The following is an 18,117-nucleotide window of genomic DNA, read 5'->3' on the forward strand; positions in this document are numbered from 1 at the left end:
CCTCAGTCGCCGTCCCGGGTCATCGCGTCTCGGTCCGCGTCTCCGTCGAGCGCACCGCCCAAGAGGTCGGTCGTCGCCTCGTCGCTGTTCGACCCGAACGCGCAGTCGATGAGGATGTGACCGCCGAGCGTCGACGGCGAAATAACTTGGTCCGCGCCGGCCCGGCGGAGCTTGTTGACGTTCTCGCGTTGCGTCGCGGCGGCGACGATCCGCACGCCGGGGTTGAGCTGGCGCGCGGTCAGTATCGCCAGCGCGTCCTGCGCGTCGTTCTCGGTGGCGACGACGACCGCGCGGGCGTCCGCGATGTGGGCGCGTTCGAGCGGTTCGACGTCGCTGGGGTCCGCGGTGAGCGTGGGGACGGACCGCTCGTCCAGTCGTCTGGCCGCGGCCTCGTTGGTCGTGATCACGGCGTAGGTGGTTCCGCCCCGTCCGTCGAGTTCTTCGAGTATCGGTTCCGTCAGGTCCCCGTAGCCTAAGATGAGGACGTGGTCGTCGAGGAGGTCGATCTGTTTCTCAGTCATCTTTCCGAGCGCCTTGGAGAGCTGCGCCTCGATAGCGGGGGTCAACAGGACCCCGAGCGCCACCGCGAAGGCGGCGACGTTCATCACGAGCGAGGAGAGCACGAACAGCTGTGCGATGTCGGAGTCGGGACCGGTCGCCGGGATCACGTCGCCGTACCCCACCGTCGAGGCGGTGACGACGGTGAAGTAGAACGCGTCGACGATGGTCTCGACCCCGTTGAACTGGTCGCGGAGCGCGTACGACCCGACCGTTCCGTACGAGATGGCCGTGACCAGCGCCGCCCCGGCGGCGAGCTGCGTCGGCGACGGCCGGAACTGGCGGTCGAACCGCCCCCGGTTGTAGAGGAGCGCCGGCATCGAAAGCAGCGACAGCGCCACCAGCGGGAAGGAAAGCACCGACGCCTGCATCAGTCCTTGGATCGCGGTCAGCGGGAGCAACACGGCGGTCGAGTACCAGCCGACCCGGTAGCCGTTCCGCAAAGCGAAGCCGCTCGCGAGCATGGTGAACCCGGTGATCGTCCCCGTGAACCCGACGGTCTGGCGGACGACGTCCGGGACGTACGGAGCGAGCGGACCCGAGACGCCGAGCCCGCCGATCTGTGCCAGCCCGGCGAGAATCGACAGTATCGCGACCGCGAACGTCAGGGCGACGGACGCCCGAACGGTCACCCAGTCGCGGGTCAGCTCCATACCTCCGGGTCGCCGAGACCGCACTTAAACCCCGCGAGGCCGACCGACGCCGGCGGTGACGCTCCGGACGCCGCCTCCCCCGCCGCGTCGGCATCCGTCGACACACGTTTAACCGCCCCGTCGGTTGAAGCGCGTATGTCGCTGCCCATCGAGATCGTCTTCGGGATCTACCTCGGTGTCATCACTGGAATCGTCCCCGCGCTGGTGGCCGGGACCCTCGGGTTCGTGTTCAAGTACGTGACGGACGTGACGATCCCCGGGCTCGGGGTGGTCGTGTTGTCGCTCGCTATCGCCGGCATTAACGGCGGGCTGCTCGCGCTCAACGACGAGACGATCCGGTCGTCGGAGCGCGCGCCGGCGATCCTCACGGCGATCATCGTCGTGTTGATGATCTCGCTGTACGCCCACTCGCAGGGCGACCGGCTCGGGGCCAGCGTTCCCAAGCGGATCTCGCTCAAACAGCTCCGCGACCGGACGCTCTCGACCGACGTGATCGAACTCGTCGGCGGCCGCGGGCGGGTCTCCGTCGAGGTGACCGGCGAGGTGAACGACATGGAGGGGTACCCCCCGCTACCGGCCGAGACCCGGCGGGCGATCCTCGACGGCGACTGGACGTTCCCGGCGGACCTCCCGCTCTTGGAGCTGGAAAACCGGTTCACCGAACGACTCCAGACGGAGTTCGACCTCGCCGACGTGTCGGTCCGGATCGACGAACAGGCGCGGGCGACGGTGTCCGCCGCGCCGCCGACGGGGGCGCTCTCGAAGCGCGTGCCGGCCGGGAAGCGCGCGGTGTCGGTGTCGGCGCTCGTGCCGACTGGGATCGCCCGCGGGGATGTCGTCCGCGTGATCTCCCCGGATCTCGACGCGGAGGGCACCGTCCTCGCAGCCCGATCGAGCGGGAAGCCGGAGCCGGGGGCCGGCGCGCCGGCGAAAGCCGCGCCGGTCGGCGGCGACGATCCGGACCCGGACGGGGACCTCGTGACCGACGGCGGCGGGGAATCGGTGGCCGCTCCCCCGGCGGCGACCGCGCCGACGACGACCGGCGGCGAAGGACGGCTGACGCTCGCGCTCGACCGCTCGGAGGCGGCGGCGCTCCTCCGGGCGGACCGGGGGCGCGTGCTGGTGCTGTCGCGCGGCACCCGGCGCGAGTACGAGCTGACGGCCCTGCTGCGGCGGACCGGGAAGCGGTTCCGAAAGGTGTCGGTCGCCGCCGGCGGGCCGCTGGACGGACACACCATCGGTGAGGCGGAGGTCCGCGAGGCGTACGACGTGGCCGTCCTCGCGGCCCGCCACGAGTCGTGGACGATTGCGCCAAGCGGGTCACAGCAGCTGTCGGCGGGCGACGACCTGTTCGTCGTCGGGAGTCGCGACGCCCTCGACCGGTTCGCGGAGGTGGCCGCGTGACGCCCTCGATCGCCTCTCTCGTCGCCGCCGACCGGGCGGTCGCGGCCGCCGTCGGCGTCGGCTTCGCTCGGCCATGGCAGGCCGCGGTCACGCTCGTCACGTTCGCGGTCGTCGCCGCCCTCGTCGCCGGGAGCGCGGCGCTGGCCTACCGCTGGTACTTCCGATCGGAGATTCCCGAGGGGGTGACCGGACTGCTGGGCGTCGCCGTCGTCGCCTTGTACCTCAACACGACCTCGCTCGGGTCGGTCGCGATCGGCGACAACCCGGCTCTGTTGGCCCCCGAGAGCGTGTTATTCAACCTCGTCTCGCTCGGCGTCGCCGGGGTGATGGCCCCCGTCGGCCGGTACGCGGGTGACCGGATCGCGGTCGACGTGTTCGCGCTCTCCGGGGCCAAGCAGTTGGAGGGCGAGCTGAGCGGGATCGTGCGCGCGGTCGGGCGGTTCACGGCGCTGACGCTCCCGCCGGTCGACGAGATCGCGGACATGGACACGTACGACCCCGTCTCGTCGGACAAGAAGGCCGAACTCGCGGAGACAACCCTGCTGTTCCCGCGGAAGCTCTCGGAGACGGCCCTCCGCGAGCGGCTCGTCTCGCGGATCAAAGAGGAGTACGGCGTCGGCTACGTCGACGTCGACCTCGGCGCGGACGGAGAGATCGAGTACTTCGCGGTCGGCTCTCGCGCCGCCGGACTCGGGCCGACGCTCGCGCCGGGGTCGGCGGCGGTCGCGGTCGTGGCGGACCCGCCGAACAACGCGACAGTCGGCGACACGGTCCAACTGTGGCGCGACGACCCGGAGCCGGAACGCGTCGCTACCGGGGAGCTGCGCGGCGTCGCGAACGACGCCGTCACCGTCGCACTCGACGAGTCGGACGCAGAGCGCCTCTCGGACGAGACCGGCTACCGGCTCGTGACGCTCCCCGCCGAGCCGCAGGCGGACCGCGAGTTCGCCTCGCTGCTGCGGAACGCCGACGAGACGATGGCCACCGTCACCGTCGCGGGCGGGAGCGACCTCGACGGCAGCACCGTCGGCGGCGTCGGGGCCGTCGTCGCCGCGGTCCGCCCGTCGCAGGGGTCTGTCCAGCCGATCCCGCCGCAGTCGTACGCCTTCGGTGCCGGCGACCTGGTGTACCTCGTCGGCCGCCCGGACGCGATCCGACGCTTCGAGACGGCCGCGGCGTCGCGCGGAGACGCCGAGAACGGCGAGTCGGCGTCCGCGGACGGCGGCGAAGACGCCCCGAACGACGCTGAAGACGAGGCGGTCGACGGCGACGACCCCCGCGAGTCCGACGACGAAGCCGACGCCGTCGACGACCGCGGCGAAGACGGTCTCCGTTCCGACGGGACGCAACGCTCTTGAGTCGCCCGCGCGGGGATCCGTTTATGGAGTGGAAGCTGTTCGCCGACCTCGCGGAGATCGCGGGCGACCGCACCGTGACCGTCGACGCGGAGCCGGGCGACACGGTCGGCGACGCCCTCGACGCGCTGTTGGACGCTCACCCCGACCTCCGGGACCGCGTCATCGAGGACGGGACCGTCGCGGACCACATCAACGTCCTCCGAAACGGACGCAGCGTCCGCCACGACGAGGGGCTCGACGCGACGCTGGAGACCGGCGACGAACTGGCCCTGTTCCCCCCGGTGAGCGGCGGCTCGGTCGGCCGATAGATCGGTCGTTTCAAACGCGCGCCCGCCCCATCCGAAGCCATGACTGACAGCGACGACGAGACGCGGGACGACGCCGGGGACGCCGGAGGCGACCGCGGGAACGATCACGAGATGGAGGCCGAAGGCGACCACGACCACGACGATCGCGGCCACGATCACGACGACGGGCCGCACCGCGAGGAGTTCCACGCGGACCCGGTGGGCCACACCCGCGCGACCGCCGGGATGACCGTGAGCGAACTCGTCGACGGCTACGGCGACGCGGGCATCGGGGCCGCCGCGGTCAACGAGGCGGGCGACGTGCTCGCGGAGATGTTCGCGAACGAGGACTGTACCGTGTTCCTCTCGCTTGCGGGCGCGATGGTGCCCGCGGGGATGCGCCGGATCGTCGCCGACCTCATCCGCGACGGCTACGTCGACGCCCTCGTGACCACCGGAGCGAATCTCACCCACGACGCAATCGAGGCTATCGGCGGGAAACACCACCACGGGCGCACCCACGACCCGGAGAAGACTCTCCGCGAACACGACGAGGGGCTGCGCGACGAGGGCGTCGACCGCATCTACAACGTGTACCTCCCGCAGGAGCACTTCGCGGAGTTCGAGGGTCACCTCCGCGAGGAGGTGTTCCCGGCGCTGGAGGCCGACCCGGACGCGGACGGCACCGACGCCGTCTCCATCGCCGACCTGACGCGCGAACTCGGCCGCGCGAACGCCGCGGTCAACGAGCGCGACGACGTGCCGGAGGGGCCGGGCGTCGCCGCGGCCGCCTACGAGTGCGACGTGCCGATCTACTGCCCGGCGGTCCAAGACTCCGTACTGGGGCTTCAGGCGTGGATGTACGCCCAGACCGCGGACTTCACGCTCGACGCCCTCGCCGACATGACGGAGCTGACCGACCTCGCCTTCGACGCCGACGACGCCGGCTGCCTGCTCGTCGGCGGCGGGGTCCCGAAGAACTTCACCCTCCAGACGATGCTCGTCACGCCCCGGGCGTACGACTACGCCGTCCAGATCACGATGGACCCGGAGGCGACCGGCGGCCTCTCCGGGGCGACGCTCGAAGAGGCGCGGTCGTGGGGGAAGTTGGAGAAGGACGCGCGCAACGCCTCCGTCTACGGCGACGCGACCGTAATGCTCCCGATGCTGATCGCCGCCGCTCGCGACCGGGTGGAGTGACTCCGGACGAGACACCTCGCGAACGCGGTACCCGACCGGCAACGCTGCTTAATTAGATGTAATTAGATTTTTCACGCAGGAGCGCGTGGCCGACGGTAATGAGCGACTACACGACGATCTCGCTGCGCAAGGAGTTCGTCGCGGACGTCGAGGAGTACATCGAAGAGGAGCCGTTCGGCTCGGTCAAGGAGTTCGTGAAACACGTCGTCGTCCAGGAAATGGAGTCGGACGACGAGATCAGCGAGGCCGAGGCCCGTCGGATCGGCCAGCGACTCCGGGATCTGGGGTACGTGGAGTGACGCCATGGCGGTCGAACTCCACGCCGCGATCCCCGGCGCGCTCGACCGCGCGGACCTCTTGTTGCTCGCCTTTCCCCTCCTCTTCGTCGCGGTCTACGGCGCGCTGGCGCTGAACACGGGCGACGGGATCCCGCCGCTCGCGGGTGCTTCGGCGGTCTGTTGTCTGCTGATCGTCGACGGCGTCTTCCTCAATCCGCCCGTCGACCGCTGACCGGGGTCGGTCGCTCCGTCTCGGTCACGCTCGCGGCTTCAGATCCATCGCCTCCGCGAGCAGCGCGTGGGAGTCGAGCGCGTCCTCGTGGTCCGGCACCGTGTGTTGGATCATCACCTCGTCGACGCCGACGCGGTCCGCGAGCTGTTCGAGCAGCCCCGAGACCGTCTCCGGCCCGCCGGAGATCGCCCGCGGCCACTCGTCGGGGTCGAGCGTCGCCGGCGTCGGGTCGGGCGCGCCGCCGAGTTCGTCGACCGCCTCCTCGACGGTCGGCGTCTCGTCGCCGAGTTCGCCGCGCTGCATCCGCCGGAACGTCGCCTCCGCGGGCGCTCGTCGGCGGGCGGCGGCCTCGTCCGTCTCGGCGGCCACGGCGTTGACCGCGACCATCCCGCGCGGCTCGTCGAGACCGCCGGGAGTCGCGTCCGGGTCGAACGCCTCGCGGTACGCCGCGAACGCGCGCTCCGCGAATCCGGGGCGGATGAACCCCGCAAAACAGTAGCGCAGCCCCAACTCGCCCGCGATCTCGCCGCTCGACGGACTGGAGCCGAGCACCCACGGGACCGGCGGCCCCTCGTCCGAGCCCGGCACGGAGAGGCCGCCGTACGGGTGGTCTGGCGGGAACGCGCCGCGGAGGTGATTCACGGCCGCGGTGATCCGTTCGCGGTGGTCCTCGTTGGGGTTCTCCACGCGTCGGTCGGTGCCGAGCGCCCGGTCGGAGGCGGGTGAGCCGTTCGCGCGACCCATCCCGAGGTCGACGCGGCCGGGGGCGAGTCCGTTGAGGACGCCGAACGACTCGGCCACCTTGAACGGGCTGTAGTGGTTGAGCAGCACGGCCCCGGAGCCGATCCGGATCGAGTCGGTCGCGCCCGCGAGCCGCCCCAGCAGCACCTCCGGCGTGGTGCCCGCGAGGCGGTCGCCCATCCCGTGGTGTTCGGCGACCCAGAACCGCTCGTAGCCCAGCCGCTCGGCGTGGCGCGCGGCGTCGACGGTGTTCTCGAACGCGTCGGCCGCGGTGCCGCCGCGGGGGACCGGCGAGAGGTCGACGACTGAGAGTTCCATACCCCCGGTCGGCGACCGCTCCGGGAAACGGTTGGGGTCCCGGCGGTACCGTTGCGGAGCGGAACCCACCGCGCTGTGCGGTGGCGCGTGCCGACGAGCGCCCATCGGGCGCGAGGAGCGCCGCGCGAGGGAGTCAGTCGCCGGAGCGTAGCGACGGCGACTGACGAGGCTGGGGAGGTGTGAGGTGCGGTGCTGGGCGGTGCGGGGTGGGACTCGAAGGGGCAGCCGCGAGGCGGGCGCAGGCGACGGCAGGACCGTAGCGAGTGAGCAGCGCGAACGAGCGAGGACCGCCCCGAGCGTGCGCCCGCCTCGCGGCTGGGGCTTCGGCGGTCTCAACGGCGCTGTCACTCGCGGAGTAGTACGCGGCTGGGGCTTCGGCGGTCTCAGTCACGGAGTTGATTCCGACGAACGTCGTCACTTCTACGACCACGATACCTGCCGCTCGCCGAGCGGAAAGCGAGAAGAAAGCCGAGAAAACGCCGGTCAGTTGTCGCCGGTCTTCGACTGCCAGGCGTAATCGCGACGCGAGGCGGACTCCCCGAACCCGCAGGAGGAGCAGCGCTCCTTCTTGACGTGGTAGGACTTCTCGCCGCAGCGTCGACACTTCACGTGGACCGTCTTGTTCTTCTTTCCCTGAGAGGGCGTACCTGCTCCGGTCATGCTTTGATGGTGACGACGTTATCGCCGCGTATAATCGTTGTGTCTTCGATCGCGACCGCGAACTCGCCGTCGAGGTCGTCGTCGACGCGGTCGTCCACGTCGGCCTCCGGTTCGATGACAACGTTCATGTGCTGGTCGTAGCCGCCCAACACGCCGTAGTACGTCGTGCCGTCCTTCAGATGTACCGTCACCGGCTCCTCCAGCGACGCTTCGAGCACGTCGAGGGGTCGTCCACTCATTACCCGGATCGCCGCCCGTCGCGGTAATAAAAATACCGGGACGCAGCCCCCGAGGCCGGTCGGTTTGACACGAACTCGCTCACTCTAGCCGCTCCCGGACGAACGCGGCCGCCGGCGGGACCGCGTCCGCGTACAGCCCGGCGAACGTCAGCTCCGCCTCCGTCTGTCGGGGCGAGGCGTACCCCTCCTCGATTCGGTCGGCGACGAGTTCGAGCGTCTCGAAGACCGGACGGGCGAGCCGCGTCGCCAGCGGATCGTCGCCGTCGACCGCCGCGTCGACCCCGGATCGCGCCCGCTCCGCGGCCGAGCGAACGGACGACTCCGTGGGTACCTCCCGATACCGGCCGTCCCGGACCTTGTCGGCGGCCGTCCGCAACGCGTCGAGCGCGGCCAGCGCGACACCGGCCTCGGCGACGGCGGTCGCCGGCTCGCCGGCGTCGGACGCCTCCTCGATGTCTCCGACAGCCGAGTCGATCCGCCGTTCGCCCGCGGTGAGCAGCTCCTGTGCCACCGTTCCGCTCAGGTCCGCGTCGGCGCGCTCGCGGACGGTCGAGCGCGTGCGGCTCACCGACCCATCCAGTTCGTCGGCGGCCGCGACCAGCGACCCCCACCGCGGCGACGCGTCGTCGCGCTCGGCGAGGAACGCGCTCCGAAGCCCCGCGGCGTCGGTCGCGGTCGCCCGCGCGCGCTCCACGTCGCCGACCGCCTTGCCGGCCCCGAAGGGGTCCGCGACCGGGTCGTCCGGGTACGAGACGTGAGGACGGACGTGTCTCGCACACTCCGCGAGCAGCGACTCGACCGGCTCGTACGCCAACACCGCCTCCTCGACCGACGCGGCTCGGTACTCCAGCTCTCCCGCGAGGGCCGCGCGATCGTCCCGTATCGCGCGACGCCGGGCGACGAGGTCGGAGCCGTCGTCGACGCCGGTCGCCGCCCGGTACGCCCCGCGAACCGTCGCGGCGTCCCCTCTGCGTCGCCGCCACGCGGCGAGGATGTCGACCGGCCAGCTGTCCGGCGGGTCGACGTCCGCGCGCTGCCGCACCCGGTCGCGGTCCTCGCCGATCCGCTCGGCCACCGCGGCGTTGGCGACGTCCGGGTCGGCGGGCACGTCGGCGAGTAGGTCGCGGGTGCGCGACTCGTGGGCGTCGACCAGCGAGCGGCCGACCGCGACCGGGAACGGCCACGCCGGCCGGTCGATCGGCCCGATCGCGTCCGTCGGAAGCGACGGAGGATCGCCGCCAGTCTCCTGCTCGTCGCCGAACGGAAGACCCGAACATCCCGCGGTCGCCGCAACGCCCGCCGCCGCGACGCCGGCGAGGAACCGCCGGCGCGACCCGGAATCGCGCGTCACGCGTCGTCACCTCCGATCTCGTCCGCGTCGGACCGGCCGTACACCGTCGGCGGACCCCCCGGTCGACAGGAGTGACGCATCCCCCGCCCGGACCCGGTCGAGGTGTCGGCGGCGATCGGGACGCGGATCGCGAACCCGACGGTGTGGATCTCGTCGCGCGCGCACTCCACGTCCGCCGGGCGGTACGACTGACAGAAGTCGGCGTGCGGGTGGAGGTCGCCGTCCGCGAGCTCGTCCGGTTCGACGGACACCGACCGGAGCCGGACCCCGCGGCACGCCTCGACGGGCATCGCGAGCAGGTACGCCGACGCCGACCCGAAGTCGGTCTCGGCGAGGAACGACCGGAGCGTCTCCCCCGCGGCCGTCTCGGCGACCGTGAGCGCCGAGAGGTCGTCGGACCCGGTTAGCACGTGGTTGGTCGTGCGCCGCTGCCGCGCCCGCTCGTCAGTGGACAGCGAGGGGAGCGCGTCGCCCGAGGTGACCAGCGCGCCGCCGCTCTCGTCGCGGGCCGTCTCCAGCTCGTAGTCGTCGATCCGTCGTCGGTCGGCGCTCGGATAGCTGTTCGACGCGGAGTCGCTGCCGGAACAGCCGGCCAGGGCGGCGATCCCTGACGCGGCCGCGAGGAGGGCTCGGCGGCGGGGAATCTCTGCCATCGTCGGCGGTTCGATCGAGAGCCTGAAACGCCTTGTGGGACCGCTGCGGTCGGCCGTCCCCGCGTTCGACCGATCCCGCGATCACCGGCCGAGCGCCGACACTCCGAGCGCCGACCCCGCGACGAGCGCGACCGTCCACGCGGCGATGCCGACGCCCATCCAGACGGCCACGTCGCGCGACCGGCTCCCGGCGGCCAGCGCGATCAGGGCGGCGAGGTGGACCCCGGTGAGGACCGGCGCGGCCAACGCCAGCCCGGGGAGTCCGTATCGGTCCCACACGCGGCGAGCCCACTCCCGTCGGCGGGTCGGCTCTGACTCCTCGTCCGTGTCGTCTTCGCGCCGCCGTGCCCGCCACCGCGCCACGCGTCGGTGGAACGCGAGCAGCAGCCAGACGGAGCCGGCGTTGCCGACGAACGCGGTCACGCCGACGGCGACCGGATCGAGACCGAGACCGACGGCGATCGGGATCACGACGAGGATCTCGATCCACGGGAACGCCGCGAACAGCACGACGAGGGCGTACTGGACGGGTCCGCCGGCGGCCGCGAGCGCGCCGCCGACGTCGCCGAAGACGGCCGAAAGCGAGGCGTCGGGAATCCGGGACGGTGCGGGGAGGGAACGCGCCGCCAGCGCGAACGCGGAGAGCGGGTCCATTGCCGGGACCGTTTCGCGGAGCGACCCAAGTGCGTTGCGGGTCCGGTGTCGGACGCTCGGACCGAGACGAGCGGAGCGAGAGTCGGGAGCGCCGCCCGAGGCGGACGCGCCGCGACGGGCGGCAGCGCGACCGAACCCCGGTGTTTTTAAAGCGGGCGAGAGTACGCCGATATACCACACTCCCGCGGGACACGGTGAGCCGACGTCGGCTCGGCCGTAGCGGGGCCTCAACGACGCAGTCGGACGCAGCGCTGACGGCTCCTTGCGGGGTTTCAGTGATGGACGCCACACGGCGTTCGACACGACAACACCATGGAAATCGAAATTGCGACACTCGGCGGTTACGAAGAGGTCGGTCGACAGATGACGGCGGTTCGCGCGGGCGAAGACATCGTCATCTTCGACATGGGCCTGAACCTCAGTAAGGTCCTCATCCACGACAACGTGGAGACCGAAAGCATGCACAGCCTCGACCTGATCGACATGGGCGCAATCCCGGACGATCGGGTGATGAGCGAACTCGAAGGCGACGTGAAAGCGATCGTCCCCACGCACGGCCACCTCGACCACATCGCGGGGATCCCGAAGCTCGCCCACCGGTACGACGCGCCGATCGTCTCCGCGCCGTACACGATCGAGCTGGTGCGCCAGCAGATCGAAGACGAGGGCAAGTTCCAGGTCGACAACGACCTCGTGAAGATGAAGCCGGGTGCCACGATGGCGATCGGCGACTCTGAGCAGGTCGAGATGGAGTTCGTCAACGTCACGCACTCGATCATCGACGCGATCAACCCGGTCCTCCACACGCCCGAGGGCGCGATCGTCTACGGGCTCGACAAGCGACTGGACCACACGCCCGTCATCGGCGACCCGGTCGACATGGACCGGTTCCGCGAGATCGGCCGGCAGGACGAGGGCGTCCTCTGTTACATCGAGGACTGTACGAACGCCGGTCGAAAGGGCCGAACTCCCTCGGAGTCGTACGCGAAGAAACACGTCGAGGACACGTTCAAGTCGATGGAGGACTACTCCGGTGGCATCGTCGCCACGACGTTCTCCTCTCACATCGCCCGCGTGAAGACCCTCGTCGAGTACGCCCGCGAGATCGGCCGCCAGCCGGTCCTGCTCGGCCGCTCGATGGAGAAGTACTCCGGCACGGCCGAACGGCTTGACTTCGTCGACTTCCAGGGCGACGTCGGCATGTACGGCCACCGGAAGTCCGTCGACCGCGCGTTCAAGCGGATCATGAAGGAGGGGAAGGGGAACTTCCTCCCCATCGTGACGGGCCACCAGGGCGAGCCGCGCGCAATGTTAACCCGGATGGGCCGCGGCGAGACGCCGTACGAACTGGACGACGGCGACAAGGTCGTCTTCAGCGCGAGCGTCATCCCGGAGCCCACGAACCGCGGGCAGCGCTACCAGAGCGAACAGCTGCTCCGCATGCAGGGCGCTCGCATCTACGACGACATCCACGTCTCCGGCCACCTCCGCGAGGAGGGCCACTACGAGATGCTCGACGCGCTCCAGCCGCAGCACGTCATCCCGGGCCACCAGTCGCTTGAGGGCTTCTCGCCGTACGTGGGCCTCGCGAAGTCGCAGGGGTACAAGCTCGGGCGTGACATCCACGTCTCGCAGAACGGGAACGTTCACCAGCTCGTCGAATGACGAGCGAGACGAAGGAGGCGCGGGTGTTAGAGGCCATCCGCGAGCGGCGTGACCTCGTTAACGCCGCTATCGACGAGGAGCTACCGGTCCAAGAGCCGGAGCGCCTCTACGAGGCTACCAGATACATCCTCGAAGCCGGCGGGAAGCGGCTCCGCCCGACGGTGACGACGCTGGCCGCGGAGGCGGTCACCGGCACCGAGCCGATGGGGGCCGACTTCCGCGCGTTCCCGTCGCTGTCCGGCGACGACGTCGACGTGATGCGCGCGGCCGTCGCCATCGAGGTGATCCAGTCGTTCACGCTGATCCACGACGACATCATGGACGAGGACGACCTCCGCCGTGGCGTCCCCGCGGTCCACGAGGCGTACGACATCTCGACGGCGATCCTCGCGGGCGACACCCTCTACTCGAAGGCGTTCGAGTTCATGACCGAGACGGGCGCGGACCCGCAGAACGGACTGGAGGCGATGCGGATGCTCGCGTCCACCTGTACCGAGATCTGCGAGGGGCAGGCGCTCGACGTCGCCTTCGAGAGCCGCGACGACATCCTCCCCGAGGAGTACTTGGAGATGGTCGAGCTGAAGACCGCGGTGCTGTACGGCGCGTCGGCCGCGACGCCCGCGCTCCTGCTCGGTGCCGACGAGGACGTCGTCGACGCCCTCTACCAGTACGGGATCGACTCGGGGCGCGCGTTCCAGATCCAAGACGACGTGCTCGACCTGACGGTCCCCTCCGAGGATCTGGGCAAGCAGCGCGGCTCCGACCTCGTCGAGGGGAAGGAGACGCTGATCACCCTCCACGCGCGCCAGCAGGGGGTCGACGTCGACAACCTCGTCGACGCCGACACGCCCGCCGAGGCGACCGAGGACGCCATCGACGAGGCGGTGGCGGCCTTGGAGGCGGTCGGCTCCATCGAGTACGCCCGCGAGACCGCCGAAGACCTCACGGCGCGCTCGAAGGAACACCTCGAACTGCTTCCGGAGAGCGGCTCCCGAAGCCTGCTCGAAGACCTCGCGGACTACCTCATCGTCCGCGGCTACTGAGCGGAGCGACGGCCGAGCGCCCCGGTCGGTGAGCGGACGCCGACGCTGACGGGCCGCGGCGGCGACCGCGGCCCGAAGCCGGCTTCGACCACCGCAACGGACACCGCTTTACCCCCGGCCCGCGTTCGGTCGGCCGTGTCACGGTATCGAGACGCTGCGCTGTTCTGTCTGCTCGCGCTGTTCTGGGGCGGCTCGTTCGTCGCCATCGAGGTCGGTCTCGACTACTACCCGCCGGTGTTGTACGCCGCGTACCGGTTCGACGTGGCCGCGCTGGCGCTGATCTCGTACGTCCTGCTCACCGAGAGCGACCCGTTCCCGCGGAGCCGCGGCGATCTGGCCGCGATCGGGTTCAGCGGCGGGCTCTCGGTGGCCGCGAACAACAGCCTGCTGTTCGTCGGCCAGCAGTACACGACGAGCGGCATCGCCTCGATCACCTACAGCCTCGTTCCCATCGCGACCGTGGCGGTCGCGGCCGCGTGGATCGGCGGGGCGGACCTCGACGCCCGCGGCGCGGTCGGCGTCGTTCTGGCCTTCCTCGGCGTGGGGCTGGTCGCACAGCCGGACCCGGCGAACCTCGGCGGGGGCGTCGCGATCGGCGTCGGGCTGATCGCGATCGGCGTGGTCGCCGTCGCGGTCGGGAGCGTCGGCCTCCGGACCGTGGAGACGACGTTCTCCAGCGTCGCGCTCACTGGCTGGGCGATGGGGTTCGGCGCGCTCGCCATCCACGCGCTCAGCCTCGGACTCGGCGAGGGGCAGCGGCTCCCGGCCGCGGCACCGCGCGCGCTCGCCGCGCTGGCGTTCCTCGGACTGCTCTCGTCGGCGGTGGCGTACACCATCTACTTCACGCTGCTCGACCGGCTCGGCCCCTTCGAGATCAACCTCGTCTCCTACGTCGTTCCGATCGTCGCGACCGTCGCCGGCGTCCTGCTGCTCGACGAGCCGGTGACGGCGTTCACCCTCGCGGGCTTTACCGTCATCGTCCTTGGCTTCGCGCTCTTAAAGCGCCGCGAGATCGCCGACGCGGCCGCCGAGATCCGGTTCCGAGCGTAATCCGGTTCCGAGCGTAGTCCGGTTCCGAGCGTAGTCCGGTTCCGAGCGTAGTCCGGTTCCGAGCGTAGTCCGGTTCCGAGCGTAATCCGGTTCCGAGCGTAGAAAGGTCGCGGCCGCGCCGCACCGTTACGAACCGGCGCTCGCTACGCGGTCGCGTTCCCGGAGGGATCGGTCTCGTTGCCCGACGGGTCGGTCGGTTCGGGCGGCGGCGTCGTCGCGCCCGGCGAGATCGTCGCTCCCGGCGGGACCGCGCCGCCCGGACCGGCCGCCGGTCCGAACGACACGTCGGGGTTCGGTCCCGTCACGAGGAAGTCCGCGACGTTGCCGATCAGGACGCCGTTGTCGGCGCGGCCGGCGTTCTCCGGTTCGAGGAAGCTCGAGTCACCCACTACTGCGAGGGAGTCGCTTCGGACTGCGACGCCGTAGGAGCCGGCCTCTCTGGTCGTCGACAGCTGCGAGGTCTCGGCGGTGGCGAGCGTCGCCGGCCCGCCGGCCGTGCCGACGGGCGCTGCGCCGCGGAGGACGACCTCCTCGACGCCCTCCGTCAGCGACCCCGGCCCGGTCGGCTCGACGAGCACGCTGAGGTAGTTCGCGTCGTTGTTCTCCATGTCGTACACGTAACCCGCCTCGCCGTAGACGCCGAACGAAGAGCCGAAGTCGGTGAGCGCGCCGGCGTTACCGGGGTCGCTCGTGACGAGCGTCCGGCCGCCGGCGTCGACGAACGACTCGACCGCGTCGGCGTCGGTCGCCGACAGCGCGCCGGGGCTCGTGGTGACGAAGGCGTCGGCGTCCGAGAGCAGCGACGGCAGCGGCTCCCCGCCCACGCCACCGCCGTAGAACCGGACCTCGTGGCCGTTCTCGACGAGCGCCGCGGTCAGCGGCGCGACGCCGCGACGGACGCCGCCGAGCGATCCGATGTCCGCCTCTGCGGGCGCGTCGCCGTCCTCGATCGGCAGGACCGACGTGCCGCCGCCGAGTCCGGCCGCCGCGCCGCCGAGGTGGACGACGACGGTGTTCGACGGCTCGCTGCTCTCCATCTCGACCTCGCCGCCCTCGCTGACGGTCTCCGGCTCGACCGCGTCCAGCTGCCAGTGGTCGTCCGCGACGGCGTCGGTATCGGGCGCGCCGCCGTCGAGGATGACGCCCCCGACGGCCGCGACGCCGACGACCGCGAGGAAGACCAGCGCGAACGCGCCGACCGCCGTTCGCAGGTCGACGCTCATTCGCCGTCACCCCCGTTCTCCGCCGCCGCGTCGTCGGTCGTCGGGTCCGTCGCGTCACCGTCCGCGGGCAGCCGTCCGGTGTAGCTCGTCATGATCACGTCGTCGCCGACCGTCTCGTCCCACGCCGCCGGCGCGACCGCGAGGATCAGTCCGTCGCCGAGTTCCCCGTCCGCGCCGTCGGCGACGACGACCGTGCCGTCGTCGCGCTCCAGCAGCGGAATTCCGCCGGGGATGCGGCTCTCGGTGCGGCGGGCGTCGACCCGGTAGTCGTCGAGTCCCGCCTCGCTCGCGGCGTCGGCAACCGCGCCGTCGACGAAGCCGAACTCGTCGGCGAACCCGTTCTCGACCGCCTCGGTCCCGAGGTACGCGTCGGCGTGTGCGATCTCCTCGCGATCGAGTTCGATCTCGTCGCCGCGCTGTTCGATCACGTTCTCCAAGAAGAGGTTCGCGAGCGTCTGCCGCCGCTCGCGCTGCGTGTCCGGGTCGCTCCCGCGTTTGTCCGGACCGGTCGTTCCCGCGTTGGGTCCGCTCGGCGCCGGCGCGGTGCCGGCGACCCCGACGCTGCCGACCGCCTGCGCGGAGGGCGCGACGTAGATCCGGTCGGCCGGCGCGATCGCGAGGTACGCCCCCGACGCGCCGAGCGTGTCGACGGCGGCGTACACGGGCATCACCGACGCGGTGCGGTCGACCGCGGCGTACATCCGCTCGCTTTGCGCGGGCAGGCCGCCACCGCTGTCGACTTCGAGCACGACCGCCTCGATCGAGTCGTTCGTGCGGGCGTCCCGGAGGTTGTCCTCGACGTGTTGGGCCGTCGCGGAGTCGATGGTCCCGTCGATCTCCACCACGGCGACCGTCCCGTCGGGACCGGTCACGGCTCCGTACACGCCGGGCGCGACCAGCAGTCCCGCGGCCACCGCGAGTATCGCCGCGACGCCGACCGCGTGACGTGTCTCGATCCGGTCGAACCCCGTCGCGCGTCCGCCATCCGAGACCGGTCGCTCGGCAGTCGGCGGCGAGCGGTCGGCGGTCGACCGATTCTCCGTCGAGGCCTCCGCGTCGTCCGTCGGTTTGTTGGGCGTTCTCGACGGCGAGTCGTCGGAACTCATCGATTCGTCCTCGTTCGGTGCCGCGGTCGCGGCGTCGTGTGCTGTGTCGTCGTCATCGTGGGTTCGCACGCGCGTCGGTCAATAGTCGATACGTCTGCGTCTCCGGTCGATACGTCTGCGTCTCCGCCGCGGTCGGCGGCCTCGGGGCGGACGCCGTCCCGGTCGTCGCCGTCGCTCACGCGTCGGCCACCTCGATCGGGTCGCCGACGGCCCCGCCGAAAAGCGACGCGTGAGACGCGAACAGGTCGCTCCCGGCCGCGGCGTCGACGATCACGGTCCGCCCGTGTCGGGTGACCGTCGCGTCCGCGAGCGAGGTCTCCCCCTCGCGGGCCGCCCGCGCGATCGCCTCGGCAGTCTCCCTGTCGAGGCGGCGGGGATCCGCGACCGCGCCGTACCGCAGCGCGACGCTCGGATCGTCCGTGTCGCCGTCCGCGGCCGCGCCGCCGCTTCCGCTCCCGGATTCCTCGTCTGTCAGCCGGAGCGACGCTCCGACCGCGCTCGACGCGTCGACCGCGGTGCGGAGCCCCTCGGGCGCGTCGGCGAGCAGGTCGCGGAGGTGGTCGCGGGCGTCCGGTCCCAGGTCGACGCACACCGTCGCGTCGCCGCCGAGCAGCGACGGGAGCGGCCCGTAGCTCGCGCTCGTGCCCGCTCGGCGCTCACGCTCGGCGTCGATTCCGGCGTCGCGGTGCGCCGCGGCCGCGTCGGGCGTCGGGCCGTACGCGCCCACGATCTCGCCCGACGCGACGGCGACCGCCGACCCGATACTCCGCGCTCGGAACCGGGCGAATCCGGAGTCGTCCTCCGCCTCGCGGACCACGTCTGGGTCCGCGTCCAGCTCCGCGGCGAGCGCGGCCGCGTCGACGTCGCCGACGGCGACCGCGCACCCCTCCGGCCCCTCCCCGGTGAGCGCCGCGCCGCCGGTCGCCTGCCGCACGTCGTCGAGTGACGCGCTCTCGTACCGATCGAGGAGCTGTCGGACCCGGCCGCCGATCCCGCTCGGCAGCCCGGTCGCCGTCAGGACCGCCGGGTCGAGCCGCCCCGTCACGACGGTGTCGACGGCGTTCGACGCGGCCGCGGCCGGGTCGTAGGTCCCGGCGGCGACCGCGGAGCGCGGCCCGTCGGTCCCCGCGTTGACACCGCCGCTCGCCGCCTCCTCGTCGGCCGCGTCGACTCCGGACCCGGCCGACTGAACCGCGAGCGTCGAGTCGGGCGGCGGCTCGGCAGTTAGGGCACTGATCGGTCCGCCGACTCCCAACCCAGTCGCTGCGAGCGCGGCTACGCGCTTCGCGAACGTCCGTTTGGAGGGCATCGTTTCACGTGACTCGTGACAAGTAATAATACTACCGGGTGGCGACGCCCGGTGGTCGCCCTTCAGGCGGTCGGTTTCCGTGACCTCGGACGCGTCTGTCAGTCGTCGGACGCGTCTGTCAGTCGTCGGGCGCGT

20 protein-coding genes are annotated in these 18,117 nt (G+C 71.4%); 9 read left to right on the forward strand and 11 right to left on the reverse strand.

The genetic code is table 11. From position 1 onward, the window contains the following. Window positions 1–2: 2 nt before the first annotated feature. A complete protein-coding gene (locus tag QOL69_RS01170; RefSeq protein ID WP_283401714.1) occupies window positions 3–1,211 on the reverse strand; it encodes an NAD-binding protein in 1,209 nt (402 codons plus the stop codon). Window positions 1,212–1,346: 135 nt separating this feature from the next. Between QOL69_RS01170 and QOL69_RS01175 the strand changes: the two genes are divergently transcribed. The 6 genes from QOL69_RS01175 (at window position 1,347) to QOL69_RS01200 (ending at window position 5,970) form a co-directional block, all read left to right on the forward strand. Then, window positions 1,347–2,615 carry a potassium channel family protein gene (locus tag QOL69_RS01175; RefSeq protein WP_283401715.1) on the forward strand — a complete coding sequence of 423 codons (1,269 nt, stop codon included), beginning with the start codon at window positions 1,347–1,349 and terminating at the stop codon, window positions 2,613–2,615. Continuing rightward, window positions 2,612–3,973, forward strand: coding sequence for a DUF8167 domain-containing protein (locus QOL69_RS01180; protein ID WP_283401716.1), 1,362 nt, complete (start codon window positions 2,612–2,614; stop codon window positions 3,971–3,973). Before QOL69_RS01175 ends, QOL69_RS01180 begins: the two co-directional genes overlap by 4 nt. Before the next feature lie 23 nt (window positions 3,974–3,996). Beyond that, window positions 3,997–4,281 (forward strand): ubiquitin-like small modifier protein 1, encoded by a 285-nt coding sequence (locus QOL69_RS01185; RefSeq protein WP_283401717.1) that lies wholly within the window; start codon window positions 3,997–3,999, stop codon window positions 4,279–4,281. A 39-nt stretch (window positions 4,282–4,320) separates the two neighbouring features. After that, window positions 4,321–5,460 (forward strand): deoxyhypusine synthase, encoded by a 1,140-nt coding sequence (locus QOL69_RS01190; protein WP_283401718.1) that lies wholly within the window; start codon window positions 4,321–4,323, stop codon window positions 5,458–5,460. Between the two features lie 98 nt (window positions 5,461–5,558). Further along, a complete protein-coding gene (locus QOL69_RS01195; RefSeq protein WP_048077655.1) occupies window positions 5,559–5,759 on the forward strand; it encodes a hypothetical protein in 201 nt (66 codons plus the stop codon). Between the two features lie 4 nt (window positions 5,760–5,763). Further along, window positions 5,764–5,970 (forward strand): DUF8015 family protein, encoded by a 207-nt coding sequence (locus tag QOL69_RS01200; protein WP_048077654.1) that lies wholly within the window; start codon window positions 5,764–5,766, stop codon window positions 5,968–5,970. 24 nt (window positions 5,971–5,994) lie between these two features. Here the strand turns inward: QOL69_RS01200 and QOL69_RS01205 are convergent, their stop codons facing one another. From QOL69_RS01205 to QOL69_RS01230, 6 genes are all read right to left on the reverse strand, one after another. Then, window positions 5,995–7,029 carry an LLM class flavin-dependent oxidoreductase gene (locus QOL69_RS01205; protein WP_283401719.1) on the reverse strand — a complete coding sequence of 345 codons (1,035 nt, stop codon included), beginning with the start codon at window positions 7,027–7,029 and terminating at the stop codon, window positions 5,995–5,997. A gap of 483 nt (window positions 7,030–7,512) precedes the next feature. Next, on the reverse strand, window positions 7,513–7,689 hold the full coding sequence (locus tag QOL69_RS01210) for a 50S ribosomal protein L37e (RefSeq protein WP_006112801.1): 177 nt from the start codon (window positions 7,687–7,689) through the stop codon (window positions 7,513–7,515). Continuing rightward, window positions 7,686–7,928, reverse strand: a complete 243-nt coding sequence (locus QOL69_RS01215; protein WP_017344111.1) for an LSM domain-containing protein — start codon at window positions 7,926–7,928, stop codon at window positions 7,686–7,688. The genes QOL69_RS01210 and QOL69_RS01215 overlap by 4 nt, the downstream gene beginning before the upstream one ends. 79 nt (window positions 7,929–8,007) lie before the next feature. Continuing rightward, window positions 8,008–9,279 carry a hypothetical protein gene (locus QOL69_RS01220; protein WP_283401720.1) on the reverse strand — a complete coding sequence of 424 codons (1,272 nt, stop codon included), beginning with the start codon at window positions 9,277–9,279 and terminating at the stop codon, window positions 8,008–8,010. Next, window positions 9,276–9,932 (reverse strand): hypothetical protein, encoded by a 657-nt coding sequence (locus tag QOL69_RS01225; RefSeq protein WP_283401721.1) that lies wholly within the window; start codon window positions 9,930–9,932, stop codon window positions 9,276–9,278. The genes QOL69_RS01220 and QOL69_RS01225 overlap by 4 nt, the downstream gene beginning before the upstream one ends. 81 nt (window positions 9,933–10,013) lie before the next feature. After that, a complete protein-coding gene (locus QOL69_RS01230) occupies window positions 10,014–10,586 on the reverse strand; it encodes a small multi-drug export protein (RefSeq protein ID WP_283401722.1) in 573 nt (190 codons plus the stop codon). A 312-nt stretch (window positions 10,587–10,898) separates the two neighbouring features. On the opposite strand from QOL69_RS01230, the gene QOL69_RS01235 reads away from it, so the two are divergent. From QOL69_RS01235 to QOL69_RS01245, 3 genes are all read left to right on the forward strand, one after another. Continuing rightward, window positions 10,899–12,251: a ribonuclease J gene (locus QOL69_RS01235; protein ID WP_283401723.1), complete on the forward strand. Its 1,353-nt coding sequence runs from the start codon at window positions 10,899–10,901 to the stop codon at window positions 12,249–12,251. Next, window positions 12,248–13,294, forward strand: coding sequence for a geranylfarnesyl diphosphate synthase (locus tag QOL69_RS01240; RefSeq protein WP_283401724.1), 1,047 nt, complete (start codon window positions 12,248–12,250; stop codon window positions 13,292–13,294). Before QOL69_RS01235 ends, QOL69_RS01240 begins: the two co-directional genes overlap by 4 nt. 135 nt (window positions 13,295–13,429) lie before the next feature. Then, entirely contained in the window at window positions 13,430–14,344 is a 915-nt protein-coding gene (locus tag QOL69_RS01245) for a DMT family transporter (protein WP_283401725.1), read from the forward strand. A 143-nt stretch (window positions 14,345–14,487) separates the two neighbouring features. On the opposite strand, the gene QOL69_RS01250 is transcribed toward QOL69_RS01245, so the two are convergent. The 4 genes from QOL69_RS01250 to QOL69_RS01265 are packed head-to-tail and all read right to left on the reverse strand — an operon-like array spanning window position 14,488 to window position 17,982. Then, the gene (locus QOL69_RS01250; RefSeq protein WP_283401726.1) at window positions 14,488–15,567 is read right to left on the reverse strand and encodes a hypothetical protein; all 1,080 of its coding nucleotides are present in this window, start codon (window positions 15,565–15,567) and stop codon (window positions 14,488–14,490) included. After that, window positions 15,564–16,673 (reverse strand): S49 family peptidase, encoded by a 1,110-nt coding sequence (locus QOL69_RS01255; protein ID WP_283401727.1) that lies wholly within the window; start codon window positions 16,671–16,673, stop codon window positions 15,564–15,566. Before QOL69_RS01255 ends, QOL69_RS01250 begins: the two co-directional genes overlap by 4 nt. Next, complete coding sequence (locus tag QOL69_RS01260) at window positions 16,670–16,852, reverse strand: hypothetical protein (RefSeq protein WP_283401728.1); 183 nt, start codon at window positions 16,850–16,852, stop codon at window positions 16,670–16,672. The genes QOL69_RS01255 and QOL69_RS01260 overlap by 4 nt, the downstream gene beginning before the upstream one ends. Continuing rightward, complete coding sequence (locus QOL69_RS01265; protein ID WP_283401729.1) at window positions 16,849–17,982, reverse strand: hypothetical protein; 1,134 nt, start codon at window positions 17,980–17,982, stop codon at window positions 16,849–16,851. The genes QOL69_RS01260 and QOL69_RS01265 overlap by 4 nt, the downstream gene beginning before the upstream one ends. Window positions 17,983–18,117: the final 135 nt, after the last annotated feature.

This window comes from Halorubrum sp. DM2 (assembly GCF_901686465.1).
Lineage (GTDB): Archaea > Halobacteriota > Halobacteria > Halobacteriales > Haloferacaceae > Halorubrum.

Excerpts from the sequence above, each read along its gene's own strand:
- QOL69_RS01215 (WP_017344111.1), bottom strand. The coding sequence starts at position 7,928 with ATGAGTGGACGACCCCTCGACGTGCTCGAAGCGTCGCTGGAGGAGCCG.
- QOL69_RS01255 (WP_283401727.1), bottom strand. The coding sequence starts at position 16,673 with ATGAGTTCCGACGACTCGCCGTCGAGAACGCCCAACAAACCGACGGAC.
- QOL69_RS01190 (WP_283401718.1), top strand. The coding sequence starts at position 4,321 with ATGACTGACAGCGACGACGAGACGCGGGACGACGCCGGGGACGCCGGA.
- QOL69_RS01225 (WP_283401721.1), bottom strand. The coding sequence starts at position 9,932 with ATGGCAGAGATTCCCCGCCGCCGAGCCCTCCTCGCGGCCGCGTCAGGG.
- QOL69_RS01175 (WP_283401715.1), top strand. The coding sequence starts at position 1,347 with ATGTCGCTGCCCATCGAGATCGTCTTCGGGATCTACCTCGGTGTCATC.
- QOL69_RS01185 (WP_283401717.1), top strand. The coding sequence starts at position 3,997 with ATGGAGTGGAAGCTGTTCGCCGACCTCGCGGAGATCGCGGGCGACCGC.
- QOL69_RS01265 (WP_283401729.1), bottom strand. The coding sequence starts at position 17,982 with ATGCCCTCCAAACGGACGTTCGCGAAGCGCGTAGCCGCGCTCGCAGCG.
- QOL69_RS01240 (WP_283401724.1), top strand. The coding sequence starts at position 12,248 with ATGACGAGCGAGACGAAGGAGGCGCGGGTGTTAGAGGCCATCCGCGAG.
- QOL69_RS01250 (WP_283401726.1), bottom strand. The coding sequence starts at position 15,567 with ATGAGCGTCGACCTGCGAACGGCGGTCGGCGCGTTCGCGCTGGTCTTC.
- QOL69_RS01195 (WP_048077655.1), top strand. The coding sequence starts at position 5,559 with ATGAGCGACTACACGACGATCTCGCTGCGCAAGGAGTTCGTCGCGGAC.
- QOL69_RS01235 (WP_283401723.1), top strand. The coding sequence starts at position 10,899 with ATGGAAATCGAAATTGCGACACTCGGCGGTTACGAAGAGGTCGGTCGA.
- QOL69_RS01200 (WP_048077654.1), top strand. The coding sequence starts at position 5,764 with ATGGCGGTCGAACTCCACGCCGCGATCCCCGGCGCGCTCGACCGCGCG.
- QOL69_RS01205 (WP_283401719.1), bottom strand. The coding sequence starts at position 7,029 with ATGGAACTCTCAGTCGTCGACCTCTCGCCGGTCCCCCGCGGCGGCACC.
- QOL69_RS01210 (WP_006112801.1), bottom strand. The coding sequence starts at position 7,689 with ATGACCGGAGCAGGTACGCCCTCTCAGGGAAAGAAGAACAAGACGGTC.
- QOL69_RS01170 (WP_283401714.1), bottom strand. The coding sequence starts at position 1,211 with ATGGAGCTGACCCGCGACTGGGTGACCGTTCGGGCGTCCGTCGCCCTG.
- QOL69_RS01230 (WP_283401722.1), bottom strand. The coding sequence starts at position 10,586 with ATGGACCCGCTCTCCGCGTTCGCGCTGGCGGCGCGTTCCCTCCCCGCA.